This window comes from Streptomyces sp. CCM_MD2014, assembly GCF_000772045.1.
Lineage (GTDB): Bacteria > Actinomycetota > Actinomycetes > Streptomycetales > Streptomycetaceae > Streptomyces > Streptomyces salinarius.
In genome coordinates, this window is sequence record NZ_CP009754.1 from 866,548 (window position 1) to 886,006 (window position 19,459).

The following is a 19,459-nucleotide window of genomic DNA, read 5'->3' on the forward strand; positions in this document are numbered from 1 at the left end:
GACATGTTGCGCGTCGTGATCGCCGAAGACTCCGTCCTGCTGAGGACTGGCCTCGCCAAGCTGCTCATGGACGAGGACATCGACGTGGTGGGGCAGGCTGGAGACGGCGACGAACTGCTCGCGCTGGTCGCCGACCTCGCCCCCGACCTGTGCCTGGTGGACGTACGCATGCCTCCCACGCACACCGACGAGGGGCTGCGCGCCGCTCTTTCGATCCGCGCCACCGACCCGGCCCAACCCGTCCTCGTCCTTTCCCAGTACGTGGAGGCCCGTTACGCTTCCAAGCTCCTCGCGCACGGCAGCGTGGGCCTCGGATACCTGCTCAAGGACCGCGTCGCCGACGTGGACGAGTTCGTGGCCACCCTGCACCGCGTCGCGGACGGCGGCACCGCACTCGACGCCGAGGTGATCAGCCAGATCTTCGCGGGCAATCAGAAACAGGACCGTCTCGCACCGCTCACCGCGCGTGAGCGGGAGGTGCTCGCCCTGATGGCCGAGGGGCTCAGCAACGGTGGCCTCGCGGCACGCCTGTTCATCACCGAACGCTCCGTCGAGAAGCACATCCGCTCCATCTTCACCAAGCTCGACCTGCTCCCCGACGACCAGGGCCACCGCCGCGTCCGTGCCGTCCTGCAGTATCTCGACTCCCCTTCGAACGATCACCCCACCGAACCGCGCTGACCACCGGATACGGGAGTAAGACATGCACCAGACCCTCAGCTCGACCGGTTCGGCACCACCGCTTCGGGGGCCCTCCCGGCGCCCCCGCGTGCGGCGCGTCCTCCGCCTCCTCGCGATCCTCACCGGCATCACGCTCGTCGGCGGAGCGGCGTGGTACATGCTGTTGTTCCTGGTCACCCGTTCGGACACGGACACCGCGGCGATCGACGAGTCGGTGCGGACGGTGGAGGTGGCGATCGACAGCGGCGACGTTCGGATCGACGTGGCCGGGCAGGGCGAGAAGACGGAGCTGCACAAGAAGCTGACGAAGTCGCTGCGCTCCCCCGACGAGAAGATCGAGCAGGACGGAGACACCCTGCGCATCACCACCACGTGCGGGGAGGGCATGGGCAAGTGCGGGTCGGACTACTCCTTGACGGTGCCGGCCGGCACCCGGGTCGAGGTCGGGACACGGCTCGGCGACGTGTCCGTGGCGGGCGTGCGGGCGTCGGTGGAGGCACGCACCCGGATCGGCGACGTCCGCGTCGAGCACGTGATCGGCGACCGGATCGTCGCCTCCAGCAAGACCGGCGCCGTCACGCTCAGGGACGTCGACTTCGACAGCGCCGAGGCCCGATCGGAGACGGGTGCCGTCCGGGTCGAAGACATCGAGCCGTTCAAGAGGCTCGAGGCCGTCAGCAAGTTGGGGGACGTGGAGCTGCACCTCCCGTCTGCCGCGGGCCCGTTCGCGGTGGACGCCCTCACGGAGATCGGCGACCGGAAGGTCGACGTGGAGGTGGACACCTCCTCGTCCACGGTGGTGGAGGCCCGCACGAAGATCGGTGACGTGACGCTGCGCAACGACTGACAGCGGTCGACGCCGAGGCACCGCCCGGGAGTGCTTTCCCGGGCGGTGCCTCCGTGTCGTCCGCGGGACGTTCAGGGGAGCCGGAAGCCGAAGTCCGCTTCGATGTCCTGGACGTCCATCTGAGCGCGCTGCAAGGTCCCCGCGTAGTCCCAGTTCATCGACTGCCACGCGGTGAACTGGTCGATGACCCAGATGCCCGACTGCCTGCTGCCGTTCCCGGACAGACCGTTGCCGCCGAACGGCAGATGCGCCTCCGCGCCCACCGTCGAGTTGTTCACGCTGACCATTCCGGCCGAGCAGCGCTCGCCGAAGGAGAACGCCGTCCGCGCCGACCCCGTGTATATGGCCGCCGACAGTCCGTACCCGTGTCCGTTGGCGAGCGCCACGGCCTCGTCGAACGTGTCGTACGCCATGACCGACACGAGCGGGCCGAAGGTCTCGGTCCGGTACAGCTCGTCGTCCGGCCGCACCCCGGCCACGATGGTCGGGTGTGCGAACACTCCGGCGTCCGGGTCGCCCACGAAGCCCTTGCGCGGGCTTGCGGAGGTGATGCGGCCGGTGTCACTGGATCCCGACAGGCCGTGGTGGGGCCGTACGAGTTCCAGGGAGCCGAGGAAGTTCTCCAGGTAGCCCTCGCCGATGAGCGGGCCGTAGAAGACCTCGTCCCGTCGGGGGTCCCCGACGACCAGAGCCTCCACGGCCGCGCCGAAGCGGGCGAGGAACTCGTCGTGCACGTCACGGTGGGCGATGACGGCCCCGAGCGAGGTACAGCGCTGCCCCGCGGTGGCGAAGCCGCTGAACACGGCTCCCTGAACGGCAAGTTCGAGGTCCGCGTCGTCCGTGACTACGAGGGGGTTCTTGCCCCCGAGCTCCAGGCACGGGGACTGCAGGTGCCGCCCCGCGAGCTCGCTCACCCGGCGTCCGGCCGCCGTCGAGCCGGTGAAGCCGACCTTCTGGACCAGCCCCTCGGTCAGAGCCCGTTCGAGTCCGGCGTACGTCGTCTCGCCGTCGGCGTGCACCAGACGCAGGACGTCCTTCGGGACCCCGCCCGCGCGGAACAGCGCGGCGAGCGCCTCCGCGACGGCGACCGCGGACTCCGACGGCTTCCACACCACGGTGTTGCCGCAGAGCAGCGCCGGTACGAGGTACCAGGCGGGCACCGCGGCGGGGAAGTTCGCGGCGGTGATCACCGCGGCGGTGCCCAGGGGTCTGCGGTAGGTGAAGAGCTGCTTGTCGGGCATCTCGCTGGGCACGGTCTGGCCGTACAGCCGCCGTCCCTCGCCGAGGAAGAAGTCGCAGGTGTCGATGACCTCCTGGACCTCCCCCAGGGACTCTCCGTAGGGCTTGCCGACTTCCCGGGTGATCAGCGCGGCGAGCGCCTCCTTGTTGTCCGCGACGAGCCGGCCCACGTTCTGCGCCACCCGCCCACGGAGCGGCGCCGGCCACGAGGCCCACGCCCGCTGTGCTTCGTGGGCGGCACGTGCGGCCTCGACCACGCCGTCCGCGTCGCTCAGCATCCGCTCCGCGACGATGTCCTCGAGCTCGGCCGGATTGCGCGACACGGTCAGCCGCTCGCCGCCCGCCTTCTTCAACTCTGCCACGTCGGAAAGCCCTCCCCCTCGGGTGTTGCCGTCGGTTCTCGTGCAGGTGTCGTCACGGGTGCCGTGCCATCAGGCCGTCCCCGCCTGATCCCGGCCCTCCAGCAGGAACTTGGCGAGTTGGGCGATCGTCGGGTGGTCCCACACGGCCGTGGGCTCCACCTGGACGCCGAGCCAGTCCTCCACATCGGCGGTGAACGCCACGACGGCGACGGAGTCCAGGCCGTACTCGCCCAGTTCCTGGTGCGGGTCGACTGCCTCCTCCAGGTCGGGCACGTACTCACCGACACGGGCGATGAGCCAGTTCTCCAGTTCCTCAAGGGTGATCGGATCGGATCCGGGGTGAGCCATGGGATTGCTCCTCGGGAGTCGGATGTCGCTGTTCTGGCTGAGTTGGCTGAGTTGGCTGAGCTGGTCGGAGCGGGCCGACGGTCACCGGTACCGGCGTGCGGAGAGACCGAAGCTCACCGTGCGGTCGTCGCGGTCCAGCAGTTCCTCGACGAGCGCGTCCTCCACCTCGGCCGGCACGTCGTCGGGCCGTCCGGAGTCGATGCCGGCGAGTCGGGTCAGCGCGGCGACGAGCCACTCCGGACGGGCCAGGAAGTCGCCGGCCGGCGCGTGCCGCCACACGCCGACGCATGCGGCGGCGGCGAGCACCGTGGTGTACCGGGCCGCGAGATCTCGTACCTCGACCGCGGCGGCGATCGACAGGTCCCGCGGCCGCAGACCGGCGCAGGCCCGGGTGAGCGATGCCAGGCGTCGCGCATGGGTCTCGACGAGTGACCGCAGCGGCTCCGGGAGGTCCTCGTCGAGCGCGGCGTTGAGGTCCTGGGCCAGCCGGTCCCGGCCTCCTGCCACCACCTGCAGACCGGCCAGGTCGAGCGGTGGCAGTTCGGCGTCCTCGACGAAGAGCGCGGCCGGGGCCGGAGCGGCGTCCCGCCACGAACGGCGTGCGAGCACCGGGAGCTGCGGAAGGACGGCGGACAGGCAGGCCGCGCGGGCGATGTGGCCGAAGCCGACCGGCTTGATGTCCCGTGCCATCTTCTGGAACACCGCGTGTTCCCCGTCGCGGCGGTAGAACTCGGCTCCCATCACCACCGACAGCTGCTCCATTGCCTCGAGCAGCACCCCGGCCAGAAGGTACTTCACGGCGGGTGCGTACACGCTGCCGGACTCCGGCAGTACGTGCAGCGACCTGGCGGCAACCGTCGCGAACGCCTCACACAGCAGCTGGTCGGCGAACGCGTTGGCCAGCGTGGTGCGCACCATGGGAATGGCCGCGACGTCCCGGCCGTAGAGACGACGTCTGCGAACGTGGTGCAGCGTGACGCGCAGCGATGTGTCCAGCATCGCGGTGCTCATGGCGGGCATGGCGATCCGTGTCAGCTGGAAGGCACGGGCCACGGTCTCGATGCCGGAGCCCGGAGCCCCGAGAACCGCCTCCGCGTCCACCGGGCAATCCCGCGTCTCGATCCCGCCCAGGCGCACACCACGCATCCCGACCGACCGGAATCGCGGAAGGAACCGGAAGCGGTCGGGGTCCAGATCCGCCACCCGCACGAACAGCTGCGAGCAGGCGCGCGGGCCGCCGGCGGGATCGGAGCGGACCAGGAACACCACGCCGTGGGCGCGGTCCAGGTTGGTGATCGACTCCTTGCGGCCCGTCAGCGACAGGCGGCCGTCCACGGGCGTGGCCGCGAACTCGACGGAGCCGATGTCGTTCCCGTGTGCCAGTTCGTGGAAGGCGCAGGAGATCTTCTTGCCCTCGAGGAGCAGCTCGGCCGCGTCGCGACGCTGCCCGGCCGATCCCGAAGTCCATATGTTGACCGCGCCGAGCAGCGAGCTGGAACAGTGACCGAGACCGAGACCCGGGTCACGCCGGTAGACCGAGCGCATCAACTCGACCAGGTGGTCCACGCGTTCGAGTCGGCCACCGAGCGACTCCGGCACGAACTCGGCGAGGATCCCGAACTCGTCCAGTGCGCCGACGCCGCCTTCCGGAACGTCCTCGCGCTCGTCCGCGGCCACGACGGCCGCGAAACCGGCCGGGTTGTCGGGGTCGAAGGGGTCCCCGAGGCGCTCTTCCAGCGCTGCCATGCGCGTATGGATGTCACTCATGCCGACACCTCCGCCGGCATGCCGAACAGCGAGACGCGGTCCCCCGCGTCACCGAGCAGAAGGCTGCCGAGCTCGTCGAAAACGTCTGCGGCCCCTGGAGGCGACGCGCCGAGGCCTTCCAGAACCAGGGTGAGACAGCCGCGCAGCCAGAGACCGTCGCGCCACCAGTCACGGTCGTGATGCCGCGGGTTGGCGACCCACAGGGCGAGGGCCGCGGCGCCCGCATGACACCACTCGTAGCGTTCCGCCAGCCGCATCGTCGCCGTGGGCGGCGGGCCGGCGGTCGGCCGGAGGGCCGCTATGTGGCCGTCCAGTTCGCTCTGTGCCTCCAGCAGCCGCGCGGCCAGGCGGTCGGCACCGCGCGGTGCGTCCGTCGCCAGGCGGGCCACGAGGTCCCCGAGGCTGCCGAGCACCGTGTTGTCGCGCGCCATCACCCCCAGCCGGTGCGGGTCGAGGGGGGCGGGTTCGTGCTCCTCCCGCAGCCACTCGTGCACGGGAGGACCGACCCGCGTGGCCTGCCGGCGGCCGGGCCGGAGCGCCGGGAGGCTCGATGCGAGCGCGCTGCGGTTGACCCACGTGCTGCCGTCGAAGATGCCGACGATCTGGTGGTCCCGCTCGACCTTCGCGAAGCCGCCGTAGCCCTCGACTCCGGTGAGGAAGCCGCGTGCGCCGAGCAGTTCACCGACAAGACGCAACTGCCCCTGGACGAGCGTCGGCACGAGCGCCTTGGTGATGGCGGACACGGCACTCAGCTCCTGCGGCACTTCGTGGACCGCTCGCGCGGCCGTGCGGGAGACGGCTTCGGCGAGCAGCAGGCGCGCCACCGACCTGCCGGCGACGGTGCGCGCGTGCGGCAGTTCGGAGAAGGGCCGGCCGTGCAGGCGGCGCTCGGACAGGAATCGCCGGGCGATCCTCAGGGCGTGGTCGCCCGCGCCGAGGGACAGTGCCACACAGGCGACGCGGGTCAGTTGCAGCGACTTGAGTACCAGCTCCAGACCTTCACCGACCCTGCCGACGAGCGCGTCGGCGGGGATCCTTGCGTCGAGGAACTCCACCCCGCTGATGTCGGCGCTCCGGATGCCGTGTGTCGGCATCTTCGGCAGGTGCCGCACGGTTCCGGGCGCGGTGGCCCGCTTGTCGACCAGGAAGACGCTGAATCCGCGCGGCCCGCCGCCTGGGTCGGTGCGCGCGAGTACACAGACGAAGCGTCCGCGCGTCGCGTTGTTCACCGGCCACTTCCGGCCGGTCAGACGCCAGCCGGTTCCGTCCCGGGCCGCGGTGAGTTCCCCGGCGAGCAGGTCGCTGCCGCCGCCCGGCTCGGTGAGTCCCCAGGCCACCGCCTGGCCCGCCATGATGTGCCGGGCCAGGGACGCGGCCGTTTCTCCGTCACCCGCGGTCCACACGGAGGCCGCGCCGAGGAACGTCTTGCCGTGCGCGACCGCTACGGTCAGATCCCGTGACGCGACCGTGCGCAGCAGCGCGTGGACCTCGTCGAGGCGTGCGAGGCGCCCGCCGAACCGGCTCGGTACGTAGTAGTCGGGCAGCCCCCACCGGTCCAGCGCGGCGCACGCCTCGGCCGGGAAGGTCTCGGCCTCGTCGTGTGCGGTCAGCAGCGCCGGATCGAAGGGGCCGCCGGGCGCCGACCACGCGTCGACTTCCCTGGCGAACACAGAGGTTCTCAACTCGCTTCTCCCGTCTTCGCCCAAGCCTGCCCAGCCTGCCCGGTCCGCGGTCGGTAGCCGTCCGCCCACAACGGCTCCAGCTCGCCCCTGGTGTAGAGCGAGCGCATCGCGGACCGCTGGACCTTGCCGCTCGTCGTGCGCCGCACACCTCCGCGTCGCATGATCAGCACGGAGTGGGCCCGGAGACCGAATTCGCGGGATATGGTCTTGCGCATCTGCGCCGCCAGTTCGGCCAGTTCCGGCTCGGGGGACCTGCGGCGCACCTCGTGAATCACCACGAGGTGTCCGTCCTCGCCGTCTTCCGTGGGCACCGAGACGACCGAACCCACGGTGTCGCGCAGCGGTTCGTGATGGAGCCGGAGCTCGTGCTCGACGTCGTGCGGGTAGATGTTGCGGCCCCGGATGATCATCATTTCCTTGATGCGGCCGGTCACATAGAGCTCGTCGTCGACGAGCACGCCGAGGTCCCCGGTACGCAGGAAGCCGCCCTCGTCGCCGAGCCGCCGGCCGAACGTGGCATCGGTGGCCTCCTCGTTGCGCCAGTACCCGCGTACGACGGACCTGCCGCGCAGCCAGATCTCGCCGACCCGGCCCGGCGGGAGCTCCCGGAGCGTCCGCGGATCGACTATCCGGGCGTCCATGTCGCGCGGCTCGCCGCAGCTGACGAGGGTGCGCCCCGTGCCGCCCGCGCTCGTCGGTGCCACGCGGCCCTGTTCCAAGGCCTCGGGGTCGCACTCGAGGACGACGGGGCGACGGCGCGGGGAACTCGAGACAAGCAGCGTCGCCTCCGCCATGCCGAAGCACGGAGCGAAGTTCTCCGGTTTGAACCCGGTGGCAGCGAACCGCGCGGCGAAGTCGTCGAGCACACTCGCCTTGACCGGTTCCGAGCCGCTGACGGCGTACTTCCAGCGCGACAGGTCGAGGTCACGGACATCGTCGTCGGACACGCGGGCGACACACAGTTCGTACGCGAAGTTCGGCGCGGCGGAGACCGCGACGTCGAAGTGGTCGATCAGCTGGAGCCAGGTACGGGGGCGGCGGAGGAAGGCGGCAGGGCTCATCAGGACCGTGCCGTATCCGGCGAGGAGCGGTGACAGGATCAGGCCCATCAGGCCCATGTCGTGATAGTTGGGCAGCCAGCCGCCGAACTTCGCCCCCTCCGCCAGCGGGAACGTCGCCGCCGTCGTCGCCGCGTTCGCCAGGAGGTTGCCGTGGGTGACCACACTGCCCTTGGGGTCGTTCGTGGAGCCGGACGTGTACTGCAGCACCGCGGTGGTCTCGTGGTCGGCGTCGTGCACCCGGAAGTCGTCGGCACGGACGGTCAGGTCGATCCGCGGGGACAGCACCGGCACGTTGATGCCCTGCTGCTCGGCCCAGCCGAGCACTCCTTCTCGCTCGTCCGCCGCGGTCAGCACGGAGGCGATGCCGGCGTCGTGGGCGATGCCGAGCACGCGCCGCTGGTCCTGCTTGTAGCGTCCGGGCATGGAGGACGGCACCGCCACCAGGCCGGCGTAGAGGCAGCCGAGTACCGACGCCACGAACTCGGCGGACGTCGGCTGAAGCAGCAGCACGCGCGAGCCCGGCGGGCACACGTGCCGCAGCTGCCGCGCGAAGACGCGTGCCGCCTGGTCCAGTTGGGCGAAGGTGAGCGTCTGCGCGGACGCCGGGTCCGTGGGGTCGCCGACGATGGTGACCGCCGGCTGGTGGCCGCGTTCGCGAGCGTGCTGTTCGAAGATCTCGGACACGCTTCCGGCGCCGAGGAGATCCATCATGCTTCGTCTACTCCTGGTATCGAAGGGATCGAGGACTCCGTTGGCGGGCTCACGAGTCCTGCGAGATGGCGGTTGCCGAGTCGACGGGTGGACGGATGGCACCGGAAACCCTCCGGACGACGACGTCGGCAACGACCTCGTCGATCTCCAGGCGTCGGTGGGTGGTGCCCCGGAAGAGTGCTCGAGCCGATCGGGCGCCGGCCCCGGCCTACGGTTCCTCGGTCCGGCGACCTTCTCCGTCGTGCACGACAGCCATTTCGACTCCCCCCTGAGCCGTCACAGAACTTGTCATCACTTCGTCACTTGAGTCACAAGACTAGACATGAAATCTGTCAAACCTCAAGGCAATATTGGCAGGATCTTACTCTCCCGGCGTGACCAGCGGTGACACGCGGGGGGCGCTCAGACCGGCAAACGCTGGACCGTCCTCAGGCAACCGACGCTATGGTTGTGGGCATGTCCTCCGTGCCAGAAAACCTGCCGTCGCGGATCTCCGAAGTCGATCGCGACCTGGCTGTCGAACGACTCCAAGAGGCGTTCTCCGAGGGGCACATCGCCCAGGAGGAGATGGACGCGCGACTGCACGTCGCGCTCACCGCCACGACGCCCGGCGAGCTGACGGCGGCCCTGGACTCACTGCCTGCCGGGGACGAGGGGCCGACGGTCGTCGTGGACTCCGTCGGCGGGCTGATCCGGCGGCGCGGCGCATGGCAGGTGCCGAAGCTCTTCAGGGCCACCTCCCAGATGGGCAAGGTGTACCTGGATCTGTCACGAGCGACCATCAAGCACGCGGTCGTCGACATCGAGTTGCACCTGGAGTACGGGTGGGCCTGGATCGTGGTACCTCATGAGGCCACGGTCGACTACGGGGGCCTGAACGCCGCCTGGAAGCAACCGTCCTACAAGGCCCCGCCACGCGGCGGAACGAGCGGACCACGCATCCGCATCTCCGGGACCATGGGGTACGGACGGCTGCGGATCAGGCATCGCCGCGGCTGACGGGTGCGGGCCGTCAGCCCCGCAGGACGCGGCCCTCGGAGTCGGTCTTGCCCTTGACGGTGAGCAGGAGGATGCCGTCGATGAGCGTCCAGACGCCGAGGCCTCCCAGCGTGAAGAGCTGACAGAGCGCCATGGCGTTGTGGCCGGTGTAAAAGCGGCCGAAGCCGAGCGGCCCCAGGAAGATGGAGAGCGCTCCCGCGACGTGCCTGGACTTGTCCGAGTACGGCCGCCCGAACGGGTCATACCCGTATGGGGCCAGGCTGTCGGCCCTGTGACCGGCGGTTCCGGGACCCGGCGTCGCGGCGGGCCGGACCTCACCGAGCGGGCTCTCGTCGATGTGGCGGTCGGGCTCGGCCTGACCGAGTGACCGCGGCGGCCGGCCGTGCGGATCGTTGGGGATCTGGTGGCTCACGGGGATGTCCTCCGAACGGACGTGGCGCGTGGGCTGGGGCGACGACAAGGGCTAAGCGGTGCGTGTCCTCTCGGCCGCAGAGTCAGCGCCTCCTTCAGACTGAACAGTCGGCGTCGACGGAGTCCAGCCCGGTTCCGGACGTTCGTCCCAGGCATGGCCTACCGTCCTCGACGAGGTGGCGACCGAACACAGCAAGGATGTTGCTGAGGGTGAGTCACTCCCCCGTCATTTCTCGTCATGATTCTGTCATAGCGGAGGACGGCGTCCCACTGGAACGGATCGCTACCCGGCGTCGGCGTCCGCCGGATCGCTCCGTCCCACGCGCACGCGTGCTGCACCCCCCTGACCGGATCGGCACGCTCTTACGCGGGGACGGGCAGCCCGTGCGCGCGAGCGTATGCCGCACGGCAGTTCTTCGCGCAGAACCCCAAGGTCCTGCCTTCGTGCTCGAGAGTGACGGCCCCCCGCCCCAGCCGCACGTGCATGCCGCACATCGGATCGACCGTGACCCCTTCGGGAAGGCCGGCCTCGGCGGCATCGGTTCGCACCCGGTACTCCGCGGTCATGCGGCCGACGACCTCGTCGGCGGTGCCGGGCTTGCCGTCCATCCCGATACTTCCGTCGGCGATGCCGACGACGTTGATCCACAGATGCCCCTCGGGGCGCCGCCACCCGTGCGAACGGTCGAGGCGACGCACCGCGCGACGCACCATGCCGACAGTGGTCCGCGACATCTCGGCGCGCCACGCCTCCGGCACCGTGAGTGTGACCCACAGCGGCGGCACGTCGCCGGGCCTCCATGGGCCGTCACCGGTCGTCCAGCTGTCGAGTTCGCGGAAGCCGACGTGCGTCATCGCGCGCGCACGGCGCATGGTCTCCTCCGCCACGCCCTCTTCCGCGCCGACCAGCACCCGGCAGACGTCGCCGGCGAGTTCCTCTCGGTCGTCAGCCGTCAACGCACCGCGTGGGCACGCGATCTCGATGAGGAACATCCGGGTCCTCCCAGAGCCGGAGACCGTCACACGATTATACCCCTGGGTGGTATCAGGCGCTCGGAACCGTGCGTTCTCCGTTTACGTACCGTCCGGACCTTCGTGGAGGCGGCGCGCGGGGGTGAGCACGAGGACTTCGGCCTCGCTGCGGGCGGGTGGCACCGCGTGTGTGGGCTGCGGACCGGTGCTGGGCGTCCGGGCCGGACGGCCCGGGGACGTCAGGCGGAGGAAGTGGCTTCGAACCGCAGGTGCGGGGCGACGCTGCGAAGTTTCTCGCAGGTCTCCTCGACCTCCCGTTCGGGGCGGGAGTGGGCGGTGACTCCCGCACCCGCGCGCAGCCATGTGCTCTCGCCCTCGCCGATGAGGGTGCGCAGGACGAGGGCGGCGTCGAGGGCGCCGTCGGTGCTGCCCCTGAAGACCGCGCCGCCGTACAGGCCGCGCGGTCCGTGCTCGTGGCGGGCCAGGGCCTGGAGGGCGGCGCGTTTGGAGACACCGGTGGCGGTGATCGCGGGGAAGAGGGAGGCGAAGGCGTCCCACGGTCCGGCGTCCTCGCGGAGGCGGCCGGTCAGCCGCGAGGCCAGGTGCTGGACCGGGCCGCGCGGCCGGACGGCCATGAACTCCTCGGCCACCACGGAACCGGGTCGGCACACGGCGGCCATCTCGTCCCAGGCGAGGCGTACGGACACGGCGTGTTCGTGTATCTCCTTGGGGTCGGTGAGCAGTTCTCCCCGCAGGCGGTCGTTCTCCGCCGGGTCCGCGCCGCGTGCGCGGGTGCCCGCGAGGGGCTGGGTGCTGACGCGACCGTCCCCGCCGACCTCGAGCACGGTCTCCGGGCTGAATCCGGCCGCCCGGTAGCCGCCGAGGTCCAGCAGGTAGGAGCGGGCCGGGGTGTTGGCCCGGCGGCCGGCGAGGTAGGTCTCGGGGAAGTCCACGGGCGGCACGACGGGCAGCGGGACCTTCCGGGAGAGGACGGCCTTCTCCAGAAGCCCGGCTCGGATGTCCTGGACCGTCCGGGCCACCGCGCTGCCGTAGGCGTCGGCGCCGGCGGCGATGACGCCCTCGGCGCCCTCGGGACCCTCAGCGCTCCCGGGCGTCGCCGCGTCGGGTGCGGGCCGTCGTGCCGGCGGCTCCGCGAGCAGATCGGCGGCCTTGCGTGCCCATGCCTCGTCCACCGCGCGGACCACGGTGCGGTCGCCGGTGAGGGTGACCTCGACGGACGGGACCAGCGCGTGCAGCAGCGGCCCGTGGCCGGTGGCCGCGGGGTCGGCGTGCAGGAGGTGGGCGAGTTCGAAGGCCGCCCAGCCGTAGAAGTGGCGCCCGCCGTCGTGTCCCCGGTGCGCGCAGTCCCCGCCGGACGCGCCGCCCGGGCCGGACAGGGCGTGCAGCGCGGCCGCGAACTCCGTCAGCGGGTCGCCGTCGGTACGGGAGGTCCAGGTGCGTCCGGCCGCCCGCGCGGTGACGGCGTCCGCGTGCGCGGTGAGGCTGACGGCCGACCCCGCAGCGAAGTGCCAGACGCCGCCCTCCCCCTCGTACACCACGTACTGGTCGGCGAGAGCGGCCCGGGCGAGGTGCGTCGCCGTGGCCGCGGCGTCGTGGCTGGGCTCCAGGGTGCTCGCGGACGTGAGCGGCGGGACGGAACCCGCCCACGCGTCCCAGGTGTTCCGGGGGCCGTCGTTCATCGTGTCGTGCCTTCCTCGTGCTGCTGTCGCTGTCGCTGCCGCCGGGTTCCGGTGGAGTGCGGGTGCCGGTGCTCGGTCATGGGCGTGCCGCCTCCAGTCGCCAGCCGTGAGCCCTGGTGCGCCGGTGCCAGAAGGAGGCGTACGTGCCGCCGGCCGTGACCAGGTCGTCGTGCGTGCCGCGTTCGGTGATCGCGCCGTCCTCCAGGACGAGGATCCGGTCCGCGTGGACGACGGTGCTCAGCCGGTGCGCGATGACCAGCAGCGTCTTGCGGTCGGCGAGGGTGCGCACGGCCTCGGCGAACAGCGCCTCGTTCTCCTGGTCGAGTGCGGCGGTGGCCTCGTCGAGGACGAGGATCGGGGCGTCCTTGAGCAGGGCCCGGGCGATGGAGACGCGCTGGCGCTGGCCGCCGGACAGCCGCGCGCCGCCCTCCCCGGTCTTCGTGTCCCAGCCGTCGGGCAGTTCCGCGATCACCTTGTCGAGCCCGGACAGGGCGGCCGCCTCGGCCAGTTCGGCCGGACCGGCGTCCGGGGCGGCGATCCTGACGTTCTCCTCGATGGTGCCGTCGAAGAGGTAGACGTCCTGGAAGACGAGGGAGACGTGGTCGGCCAGGTCGTCGGCGGCGATCTCACGGACGTCCACGCCGCCGATGCGAACGGTGCCTTCCGTGGCGTCCCGGAAGCGGGCGATCAGCGCGGCGACCGTGGTCTTGCCCGCGCCGGAGGGCCCCACCAGGGCGGTCGTGCTGCGCTCGGGCAGGCGGAAGGTCACGTCCTTCAGGACCGGGCGGGAGGACGGGTCGTCCGCCCCGCCGGTGTCGTAGCGGAAGCCGACCCCTTCGAACTCGACGCTCGCGTCGCGGGGTGTCCTGGGCCGGGCGGGCTGGGGGAAGGGCGGCTCGTCGAGGACCGCGCCGAGCCGTTCCAGGGTGTTGCGGGCGATGCGCATGCCCGCTCCGGCCTCGGCGGCGGACGACACGCTCTCGATCAGGCGGACCAGCAGCACCAGGAGCGCCAGCAGGGTGGGGACGGTGAGTGACCCGTCGAGCTGCCAGGACACCCCGAGGGCGAGCAGCAGGGCGAAGACGAGCCGGGTGGCGAAGGTGAAGGAGACCAGGCCGGGCAGGCCGCGCACGATCAGCCGGCGGTCGGCGCGCGCCTCGGCCGCCAGGGCGTCGTCCAGCGCGCCGTAGCCCTCCGCGGTGCGGCCGAAGGCCCGCAGGACCGGCTGGTTGCGGGTGTACTCCAGGACCCGGTCGGCGGACTCGCCGATCGCGGCGTCGCGGCCGAGGTCGAGGCGGCGCATCAGCGACGTGCTCGCCTGCTGGACGGCGTACAGCACGGGCGCGCAGAGCAGGAGCACCAGGGCGGTGCGGACGTCGAAGAAGAAGGTGGCCGCCACCAGTGTCACGGGGGTGAGGAGGGAGCTGATGAACGGACGCAGCAGGTGGGCCGGCGTGCTCATCACCTGGATGACGTTCTGTCCGGCCAGCCTGCTGAACCCGGCCGTGCGGCCGGCCGTGAACCAGCCCAGCGGGAGGCGCAGCGCCTGGTCGGCCATGCGGCGGTGCAGCGCGCGGGAGAGCCGGGAGCCGACGGTGAACCCGCCGCCGACGGCGGCGCCCTGGAGGACGGCGTGGGCGAGGACGCAGCCGGTGAACGCCGTCAGCCAGGGCAGGACGTCGCCGGGGTCCGTGCCGAGCAGGGCCTTGAGGACGGGGACCAGGAGGGCGAAGGCGACGCCCTGGAGGACGGACGCGGCGGACTGGAGCACCAGCAGCCGGTTCAGCGGCCGGGAGCCCTCCGGGCCGAGTACGCGGTAGAGCTGACGGATCATCGTGCACTTCCCTCTCGGACGTCGTCCGCCGCCCGGTCCGCTCCCGCGGGGGCGGACCGGTGACGCGGTGCGCCGTCGGTCTCGTCCGGGCCCGCGGCGCGCTGGGCCTCCCACAGCGCGGTGTAGCGGCCCCCGGCGGCCAGCAGGTCGTCGTGGCGGCCCTGTTCGGTGACGCGTCCGTCCTCCAGCACCACGATCCGGTCGGCGGTGCGGATCGTGGACAGCCGGTGGGCGATGACGAGCAGGGTGCGGCCGGCCGCGAGCGCGGACAGCGCGTCCTGGATCAGCGCCTCGGAGTGCGGGTCCGCGTAGGCGGTCGCCTCGTCGAGGACGAGGACGGGTGCGTCTGCGAGCAGTGCCCGTGCGATGGACAGGCGCTGCGCCTCGCCGCCGGAGAGGGCGACGGCCGTGCCGAGTTCGGTCGCGTATCCGTCGGGCAGTTCCGTGATCCGGTCGTGGATGCGAGCGGCCCGGGCACACCGTTCGACCTCCGCGTCGGTGGCGTCGGGGCGGCCCAGGCGGATGTTGTCGGCGACGCTCGCCCGCAGCAGCCGTACGTCCTGGAGGACGAAGCCGACCCGGCGGTACAGCTCGCTCGCGGGGATGTCCCGGAGGTCGGCGCCCCCGAGGGTCACCGTGCCGGCCGTGACGTCGTGGAAGCGGGGCAGCAGCGAGGCCAGGGTGGACTTGCCCGAGCCGGAGGGGCCGACCAGCGCGGTGACGGTGCCGGGCGCGAGGTCGAGGTCCACGTCGCTGAGGACGTCGTCGTGCCCGTCGTAGGAGAAGGACACTCCGCGCAGACGGACGTGGTGGCCGTCGGGGAGGGCGGGGGTCTTCGGCTCGGGGAGGGTCGGGGCGGCCAGGAGCCCGGTGACGCGTACGGCGGCGGCCTGACCGGCCCGGATCTGCTGGATGCGGGGACCCACGACGCCCATGGGCGCGGCGACGGCGGGGCCGAGCAGGAGGAAGGGGACGAGTTCGGCGCCGGTCGTCCAGCCCTGGACGACGAACAGCGCGCCCGGTACGGACAGGAGCAGCAGGACCACCGCGGGGGCGACCACCATGATCGCGGCGGTGGAGCAGGCCAGGGTGGACCGGACCCAGCCGGCGAAGAAGTCGGCGAAGTCCTCGGTCGCGCGGAGGAAACGCTCGTGGGCCTTGCCGCCGCGCCCGAAGCTCTTGAAGACGGCGATGCCGGAGGCGAACTCCACCGCGGCGGAGGAGATCCGGCCCACCGCGGCGCCGAACTCGGCCATCTGTGCCGCCGCGCCCGCCATGGCCCGGCTGAACAGGAACACGCCCAGCAGCAGGGGCACCACACCCACCAGCGCCAGCCGCCAGTCCACCGTGCACAGGTAGACCAGGGTGAGCACGGGAGCGGTGAGTACGGAGACGACGTCGAGGAGGGTGTGGGCGAACAGGGTGTGCAACGCGCTCACGTCGTCCTGCACGGCCTGCTTGACCTCGCCGGTGCCCCGGTCGGTGAGCCGGCCGAGCGGCAGCCGCCCGATGTGCCGGGCGAGCCGGCGGCGCAGGGCGAGCTGGAGGTCGTTGTCGGCGAGATGGGCGAGGGCGCCGGCCGCGGTGCCGCACACGAGGGCGACGAGGCCCGCCGCGCAGGCCAGTGCGACCAGCGGCCAGAGGGCGTCGCCCTCGGCCGGGGGCCCCGCGGTGAGGCGCTCGGCGATGCGTGACACGGCGATGAAGGGAACGACTCCGGCGAGGGCGGCGACGGCCTGGAGGCCGACGGCGACCGCGAGCCGTCCGCGGACGGGCTCGGCCAGCGTGCGCAGCGGATGGGGCGGGGGCGGCGGGGTGGCGCCGGTGCCCGCGCCACCGGCTGCGGCGTCCGGGGCCGGGCCGGGCCCGGGCGGTTGTGACTTCACTTGACGAGTACTCCGATTTCGGGGACGGGCCTGCCTCCGGCCTCGGTGATCCGGCGGCTGGTCATGCCCGCCTCGCGGGCCAGTCGGGCGACGTCGAAGGTGTGCCAGACGTAGCTGTCGGCGACCTCGCGCACGGTGCGGCCGTCGCGCAGGACCTTCCAGGTGGTGGTGAACCGCATGGCGTCGCCCTCGGCGGGTTCGCCGCCGATCCACCACTCGTACGTCTGGCGGCCGATGGTCTCCCTGAGGGACATCACCGGCGGGATGACGCGCGGGGAGGAGACACCCATCAGTTCGACGACGACGGGTGCGCCGTCGGGCAGGCGCTCCGCGAGCCGTTTCCACAGCGTCACGCGTTCGGGGACGGTGAGGTGACCGGCCACGCCGAAGACGACGACGGCGGAGAGGCGTTCGGGCAGGACGAGGTCCTGGGCGGAGCCGTCCACGACGGTCACGCGCCGGCGCAGGTCCGGGTCGCGGGCGACACGGGAGGTGAGCATGGCGCGCATGGTGGCCGACGGCTCGGCCGCGAGGATCTCCGCCTCGGGCAGGGCGGCGGCGATCACCTCGGTCACGCGTCCGGTGCCCGCGCCGATCTCGAGGACGGGGCCGTGCGACACGTCCAGGCCGGTGAGGACGCCGGTCAGCGGGGGGCCGCTGCTGGCGGTGTGCCGGGTGGCGACCAGTTCGTAGAACTCGGCCGAGGTCGAGTAGTAGTCGATCACATCGGTCTCCGGGCGTCGGGGGCGAGGGTGGGTCTGAGGTCGGGGGTGGGGCCGGGGCCGGGTAGGGGTGAGGGGTCACGGGTCAGAGGCAGGAGGCCGGGCCGGAGCGGGTCAGGGGGTGCTCGGCCAGGTGTGGGCGCCGCCGGCGGTCAGGGAGGGGTCCAGCCTGCGCACGACGGTGGCGACCACCTCGCGGCGGCGCGGGGTGAGGTAGAAGTGGTCGCCGGGGAAGACGCGGACCTCGGTGCGGGCGGTGGTGAGGTCCGCCCAGCCGCCCGCCCCCTCGCGGCTCCGCTCCTCGCCGAGCTCCGGGTCCGTGCTGCCGGTCAGGACGTGCAGCGGGCAGGACAGCGGCGGCCGTTTTGCCGGCCGGTACGTCTCGATGACGCGGTAGTCGTGGCGTACCGCCGTGAGGACCAGCGAGCGCAGCCCGGGATCGTCCAGGACCTCCCGGCTCGTGCCGCCCAGCCGGGCCAGTTCGGCGCTCAGGGCGTCGTCGTTCTCGCGGTGGAGTTGCCCGGTGACCGCCGTGCCGGGGGCGGCCCTGCCCGACGCGAACAGGCGGCGCGGGCCGGGCAGTCCGCGGTGTTGCAGTTCGTGGGCCAGCTCCCAGGCCACGGCGGAGCCCATGCTGTGCCCGAAGAGGGCGTACGGCCGGTCCAGCAGCGGTCCGACGGCCTCGGCCACCGCCCCCACCAGCTCCTCCATGCCGGCCGCCCCGGGGTCCTCGAAGCGGTCCTCACGGCCGGGGTACTGGATGGCGAGGAGTTCCACCTCGGCCGGCATCAGGGCCGCCCAGGGCCGGTAGAAACCCGCGCTGCCGCCCGCGTGCGGCAGGCAGACCAGCGTGAACCGGGGCGCGGCGCCGTCGCTCCAGCGCCGGATCCAGGGGTTGTCGGCGCGGGCGGCGCGGGCGGAGGGCCGGGCGCCGTACGGGACGGGCCCGCTCGGCGGGACGGGCCCGGTCACCAGGTCACCATCATCTCTTCGAGGCCGAAGGTGGCCGAGTCGTGCTTGACGGTGACGTCGTCCCGGTCCCCCGCGAGACGGAGGGTGGGGACGCGGCGCAGGAGTGTCTCCAGGGCGACCTCCAACTCCAGCCGGGCGAGGTGCTGTCCGACGCACTGGTGGACGCCGTAGCCGAACGCCACGTGGTGGTTGTCGGTGCGGTGGAAGTCGACCCGCCCGGGATCGTCGAACTGCTCGGGGTCGTGGTTGGCGCCGGCGAGGAGGGCGATCACGCCGTCGTCGGCGGGGATCGTCCGGCCGGACAGGTCGATGTCCTCGGCGGCGACGCGCAGCGGGATGGAGTCGGCGACGGACAGGACGCGCAGGAACTCGTCGACCGCGGCGGGCATCAGCGAGCTGTCCCGGCGCAGTTCCTCCCTCAGCCCGGGCCGGTCCAGCAGGAGCAGGGTGCTCAGGGCGATCATGCTGGTGGTGGTCTCGCGGCCCGCGTTGATGGTGATGCCGAGGGTGGACAGGAGCTGCTCCGTCGTCACGTCGCCGGGGACCAGGTGGTCGGTGACCAGCTTGGAGATCAGGTCGTCCCGGGGCTCCTCGCGCCGCTCGGCGACGAGTTCGGCGAGCAGGCCGAAGAGGCCGCCGAGGGCTTCGGAGACCTGCTCGGCGGTGCTGTGCCGGGAGCCGGAGATACGGGTGACGTCCCGGAAGTACTCCAGGTTCTTCCGGGGAATGCCGAGCAGTTCGCAGATCACCGAGGTGGAGACGGCGTTGGCGTAGGCGGAGACGAAGTCCACCGGGCCGCCTGCCGCCAGCATGCCGTCCAGGATCTCGTCCACGCGGGCCTGCACGGCGGGCCGCATGGCCCGCACCCGGCGCACCGTGAACACCGGCAGGAGCATCCGCCGGTACTTGGTGTGCTCGGGGGCGTCGGTGCGGATGAAGGGGCGGAATCTCGCCCCGGCCTCCTGCTCGCCCTCGCCGAGGGCGGGGAAGTTGGGGCGGCGGATGTCGGCGCTGACCCGGGGGTCGGAGAGCAGTTCGCGTACGTCGTCGTACCGGGTGACCACCCACGCTTCCCTCCGGGTCGGCAGGGTCACGCGGGCGACCGGGTCGTGGGTGCGCAGCGCGTCGTACTCCGCGGGCGCGGCGAAGGGGCAGCCGCGCCGGACGGGGAAGTCCCGGGGCGGGGCGGCGGGGTCCGGTGCGGCGTCCTCGGCGGCCCGGCCGGGAGCGGCCGACGCCATGGGGGTCGTCTCGGGGGTTGTCAT

General features: G+C 72.1%; 16 protein-coding genes. 3 read left to right on the forward strand and 13 right to left on the reverse strand.

The features are described 5' to 3' along the window. Positions 1-3: 3 nt before the first annotated feature. Together NI25_RS03905 and NI25_RS03910 are read left to right on the forward strand one after the other, a co-directional pair. The gene (locus tag NI25_RS03905; RefSeq protein WP_199560809.1) at positions 4-681 is read left to right on the forward strand and encodes a response regulator transcription factor; all 678 of its coding nucleotides are present in this window, start codon (positions 4-6) and stop codon (positions 679-681) included. A 22-nt stretch (positions 682-703) separates the two neighbouring features. Further along, entirely contained in the window at positions 704-1,528 is an 825-nt protein-coding gene (locus NI25_RS03910) for a DUF4097 family beta strand repeat-containing protein (RefSeq protein ID WP_061441081.1), read from the forward strand. Positions 1,529-1,599: 71 nt separating this feature from the next. Here the strand turns inward: NI25_RS03910 and NI25_RS03915 are convergent, their stop codons facing one another. The 5 genes from NI25_RS03915 to NI25_RS03935 form a co-directional block, all read right to left on the reverse strand. Next, entirely contained in the window at positions 1,600-3,129 is a 1,530-nt protein-coding gene (locus tag NI25_RS03915) for an aldehyde dehydrogenase family protein (RefSeq protein ID WP_061441082.1), read from the reverse strand. A gap of 69 nt (positions 3,130-3,198) precedes the next feature. Then, complete coding sequence (locus NI25_RS03920) at positions 3,199-3,477, reverse strand: acyl carrier protein (RefSeq protein ID WP_061441083.1); 279 nt, start codon at positions 3,475-3,477, stop codon at positions 3,199-3,201. Positions 3,478-3,558: 81 nt separating this feature from the next. Then, positions 3,559-5,244 (reverse strand): acyl-CoA dehydrogenase, encoded by a 1,686-nt coding sequence (locus tag NI25_RS03925; protein WP_061441084.1) that lies wholly within the window; start codon positions 5,242-5,244, stop codon positions 3,559-3,561. After that, complete coding sequence (locus NI25_RS03930; RefSeq protein ID WP_148315101.1) at positions 5,241-6,926, reverse strand: acyl-CoA dehydrogenase family protein; 1,686 nt, start codon at positions 6,924-6,926, stop codon at positions 5,241-5,243. The genes NI25_RS03925 and NI25_RS03930 overlap by 4 nt, the downstream gene beginning before the upstream one ends. After that, a complete protein-coding gene (locus NI25_RS03935) occupies positions 6,923-8,698 on the reverse strand; it encodes a fatty acyl-AMP ligase (RefSeq protein WP_061441086.1) in 1,776 nt (591 codons plus the stop codon). The genes NI25_RS03930 and NI25_RS03935 overlap by 4 nt, the downstream gene beginning before the upstream one ends. Before the next feature lie 456 nt (positions 8,699-9,154). Here NI25_RS03935 and NI25_RS03940 point away from each other — a divergent pair, with 456 nt between their 5' ends. Next, positions 9,155-9,697 carry a DUF1707 SHOCT-like domain-containing protein gene (locus tag NI25_RS03940; protein WP_061441087.1) on the forward strand — a complete coding sequence of 181 codons (543 nt, stop codon included), beginning with the start codon at positions 9,155-9,157 and terminating at the stop codon, positions 9,695-9,697. Positions 9,698-9,710: 13 nt separating this feature from the next. On the opposite strand, the gene NI25_RS03945 is transcribed toward NI25_RS03940, so the two are convergent. The 8 genes from NI25_RS03945 to NI25_RS03980 all read right to left on the reverse strand — a co-directional run bounded on the left by NI25_RS03945 (position 9,711) and on the right by NI25_RS03980 (position 19,459). Next, positions 9,711-10,109 carry a TM2 domain-containing protein gene (locus tag NI25_RS03945; protein WP_199560811.1) on the reverse strand — a complete coding sequence of 133 codons (399 nt, stop codon included), beginning with the start codon at positions 10,107-10,109 and terminating at the stop codon, positions 9,711-9,713. A gap of 362 nt (positions 10,110-10,471) precedes the next feature. Next, positions 10,472-11,101, reverse strand: a complete 630-nt coding sequence (locus tag NI25_RS03950; RefSeq protein ID WP_061441088.1) for an aromatic ring-opening dioxygenase LigA — start codon at positions 11,099-11,101, stop codon at positions 10,472-10,474. A 218-nt stretch (positions 11,102-11,319) separates the two neighbouring features. After that, positions 11,320-12,780, reverse strand: a complete 1,461-nt coding sequence (locus tag NI25_RS03955) for a salicylate synthase (RefSeq protein WP_061441089.1) — start codon at positions 12,778-12,780, stop codon at positions 11,320-11,322. A 76-nt stretch (positions 12,781-12,856) separates the two neighbouring features. Continuing rightward, positions 12,857-14,614: an ABC transporter ATP-binding protein gene (locus NI25_RS03960; protein ID WP_061441090.1), complete on the reverse strand. Its 1,758-nt coding sequence runs from the start codon at positions 14,612-14,614 to the stop codon at positions 12,857-12,859. Beyond that, the gene (locus NI25_RS03965; RefSeq protein WP_061441091.1) at positions 14,611-16,500 is read right to left on the reverse strand and encodes an ABC transporter ATP-binding protein; all 1,890 of its coding nucleotides are present in this window, start codon (positions 16,498-16,500) and stop codon (positions 14,611-14,613) included. Before NI25_RS03965 ends, NI25_RS03960 begins: the two co-directional genes overlap by 4 nt. Next, a complete protein-coding gene (locus NI25_RS03970; RefSeq protein WP_061441092.1) occupies positions 16,497-17,225 on the reverse strand; it encodes a class I SAM-dependent methyltransferase in 729 nt (242 codons plus the stop codon). Before NI25_RS03970 ends, NI25_RS03965 begins: the two co-directional genes overlap by 4 nt. A gap of 111 nt (positions 17,226-17,336) precedes the next feature. Further along, positions 17,337-18,194 carry a thioesterase II family protein gene (locus tag NI25_RS03975; protein WP_061441093.1) on the reverse strand — a complete coding sequence of 286 codons (858 nt, stop codon included), beginning with the start codon at positions 18,192-18,194 and terminating at the stop codon, positions 17,337-17,339. Then, positions 18,191-19,459: a cytochrome P450 gene (locus NI25_RS03980; protein ID WP_061441094.1), complete on the reverse strand. Its 1,269-nt coding sequence runs from the start codon at positions 19,457-19,459 to the stop codon at positions 18,191-18,193. Before NI25_RS03980 ends, NI25_RS03975 begins: the two co-directional genes overlap by 4 nt.

Bases quoted from the DNA above. Each gene is read 5' to 3' on its own strand.
- NI25_RS03905 (WP_199560809.1), top strand. From the start codon at position 4: ATGTTGCGCGTCGTGATCGCCGAAGACTCCGTCCTGCTGAGGACTGGC.
- NI25_RS03910 (WP_061441081.1), top strand. From the start codon at position 704: ATGCACCAGACCCTCAGCTCGACCGGTTCGGCACCACCGCTTCGGGGG.
- NI25_RS03920 (WP_061441083.1), bottom strand. From the start codon at position 3,477: ATGGCTCACCCCGGATCCGATCCGATCACCCTTGAGGAACTGGAGAAC.
- NI25_RS03925 (WP_061441084.1), bottom strand. From the start codon at position 5,244: ATGAGTGACATCCATACGCGCATGGCAGCGCTGGAAGAGCGCCTCGGG.
- NI25_RS03935 (WP_061441086.1), bottom strand. From the start codon at position 8,698: ATGATGGATCTCCTCGGCGCCGGAAGCGTGTCCGAGATCTTCGAACAG.
- NI25_RS03940 (WP_061441087.1), top strand. From the start codon at position 9,155: ATGTCCTCCGTGCCAGAAAACCTGCCGTCGCGGATCTCCGAAGTCGAT.
- NI25_RS03950 (WP_061441088.1), bottom strand. From the start codon at position 11,101: ATGTTCCTCATCGAGATCGCGTGCCCACGCGGTGCGTTGACGGCTGAC.
- NI25_RS03955 (WP_061441089.1), bottom strand. From the start codon at position 12,780: ATGAACGACGGCCCCCGGAACACCTGGGACGCGTGGGCGGGTTCCGTC.
- NI25_RS03960 (WP_061441090.1), bottom strand. From the start codon at position 14,614: ATGATCCGTCAGCTCTACCGCGTACTCGGCCCGGAGGGCTCCCGGCCG.
- NI25_RS03980 (WP_061441094.1), bottom strand. From the start codon at position 19,459: ATGACAACCCCCGAGACGACCCCCATGGCGTCGGCCGCTCCCGGCCGG.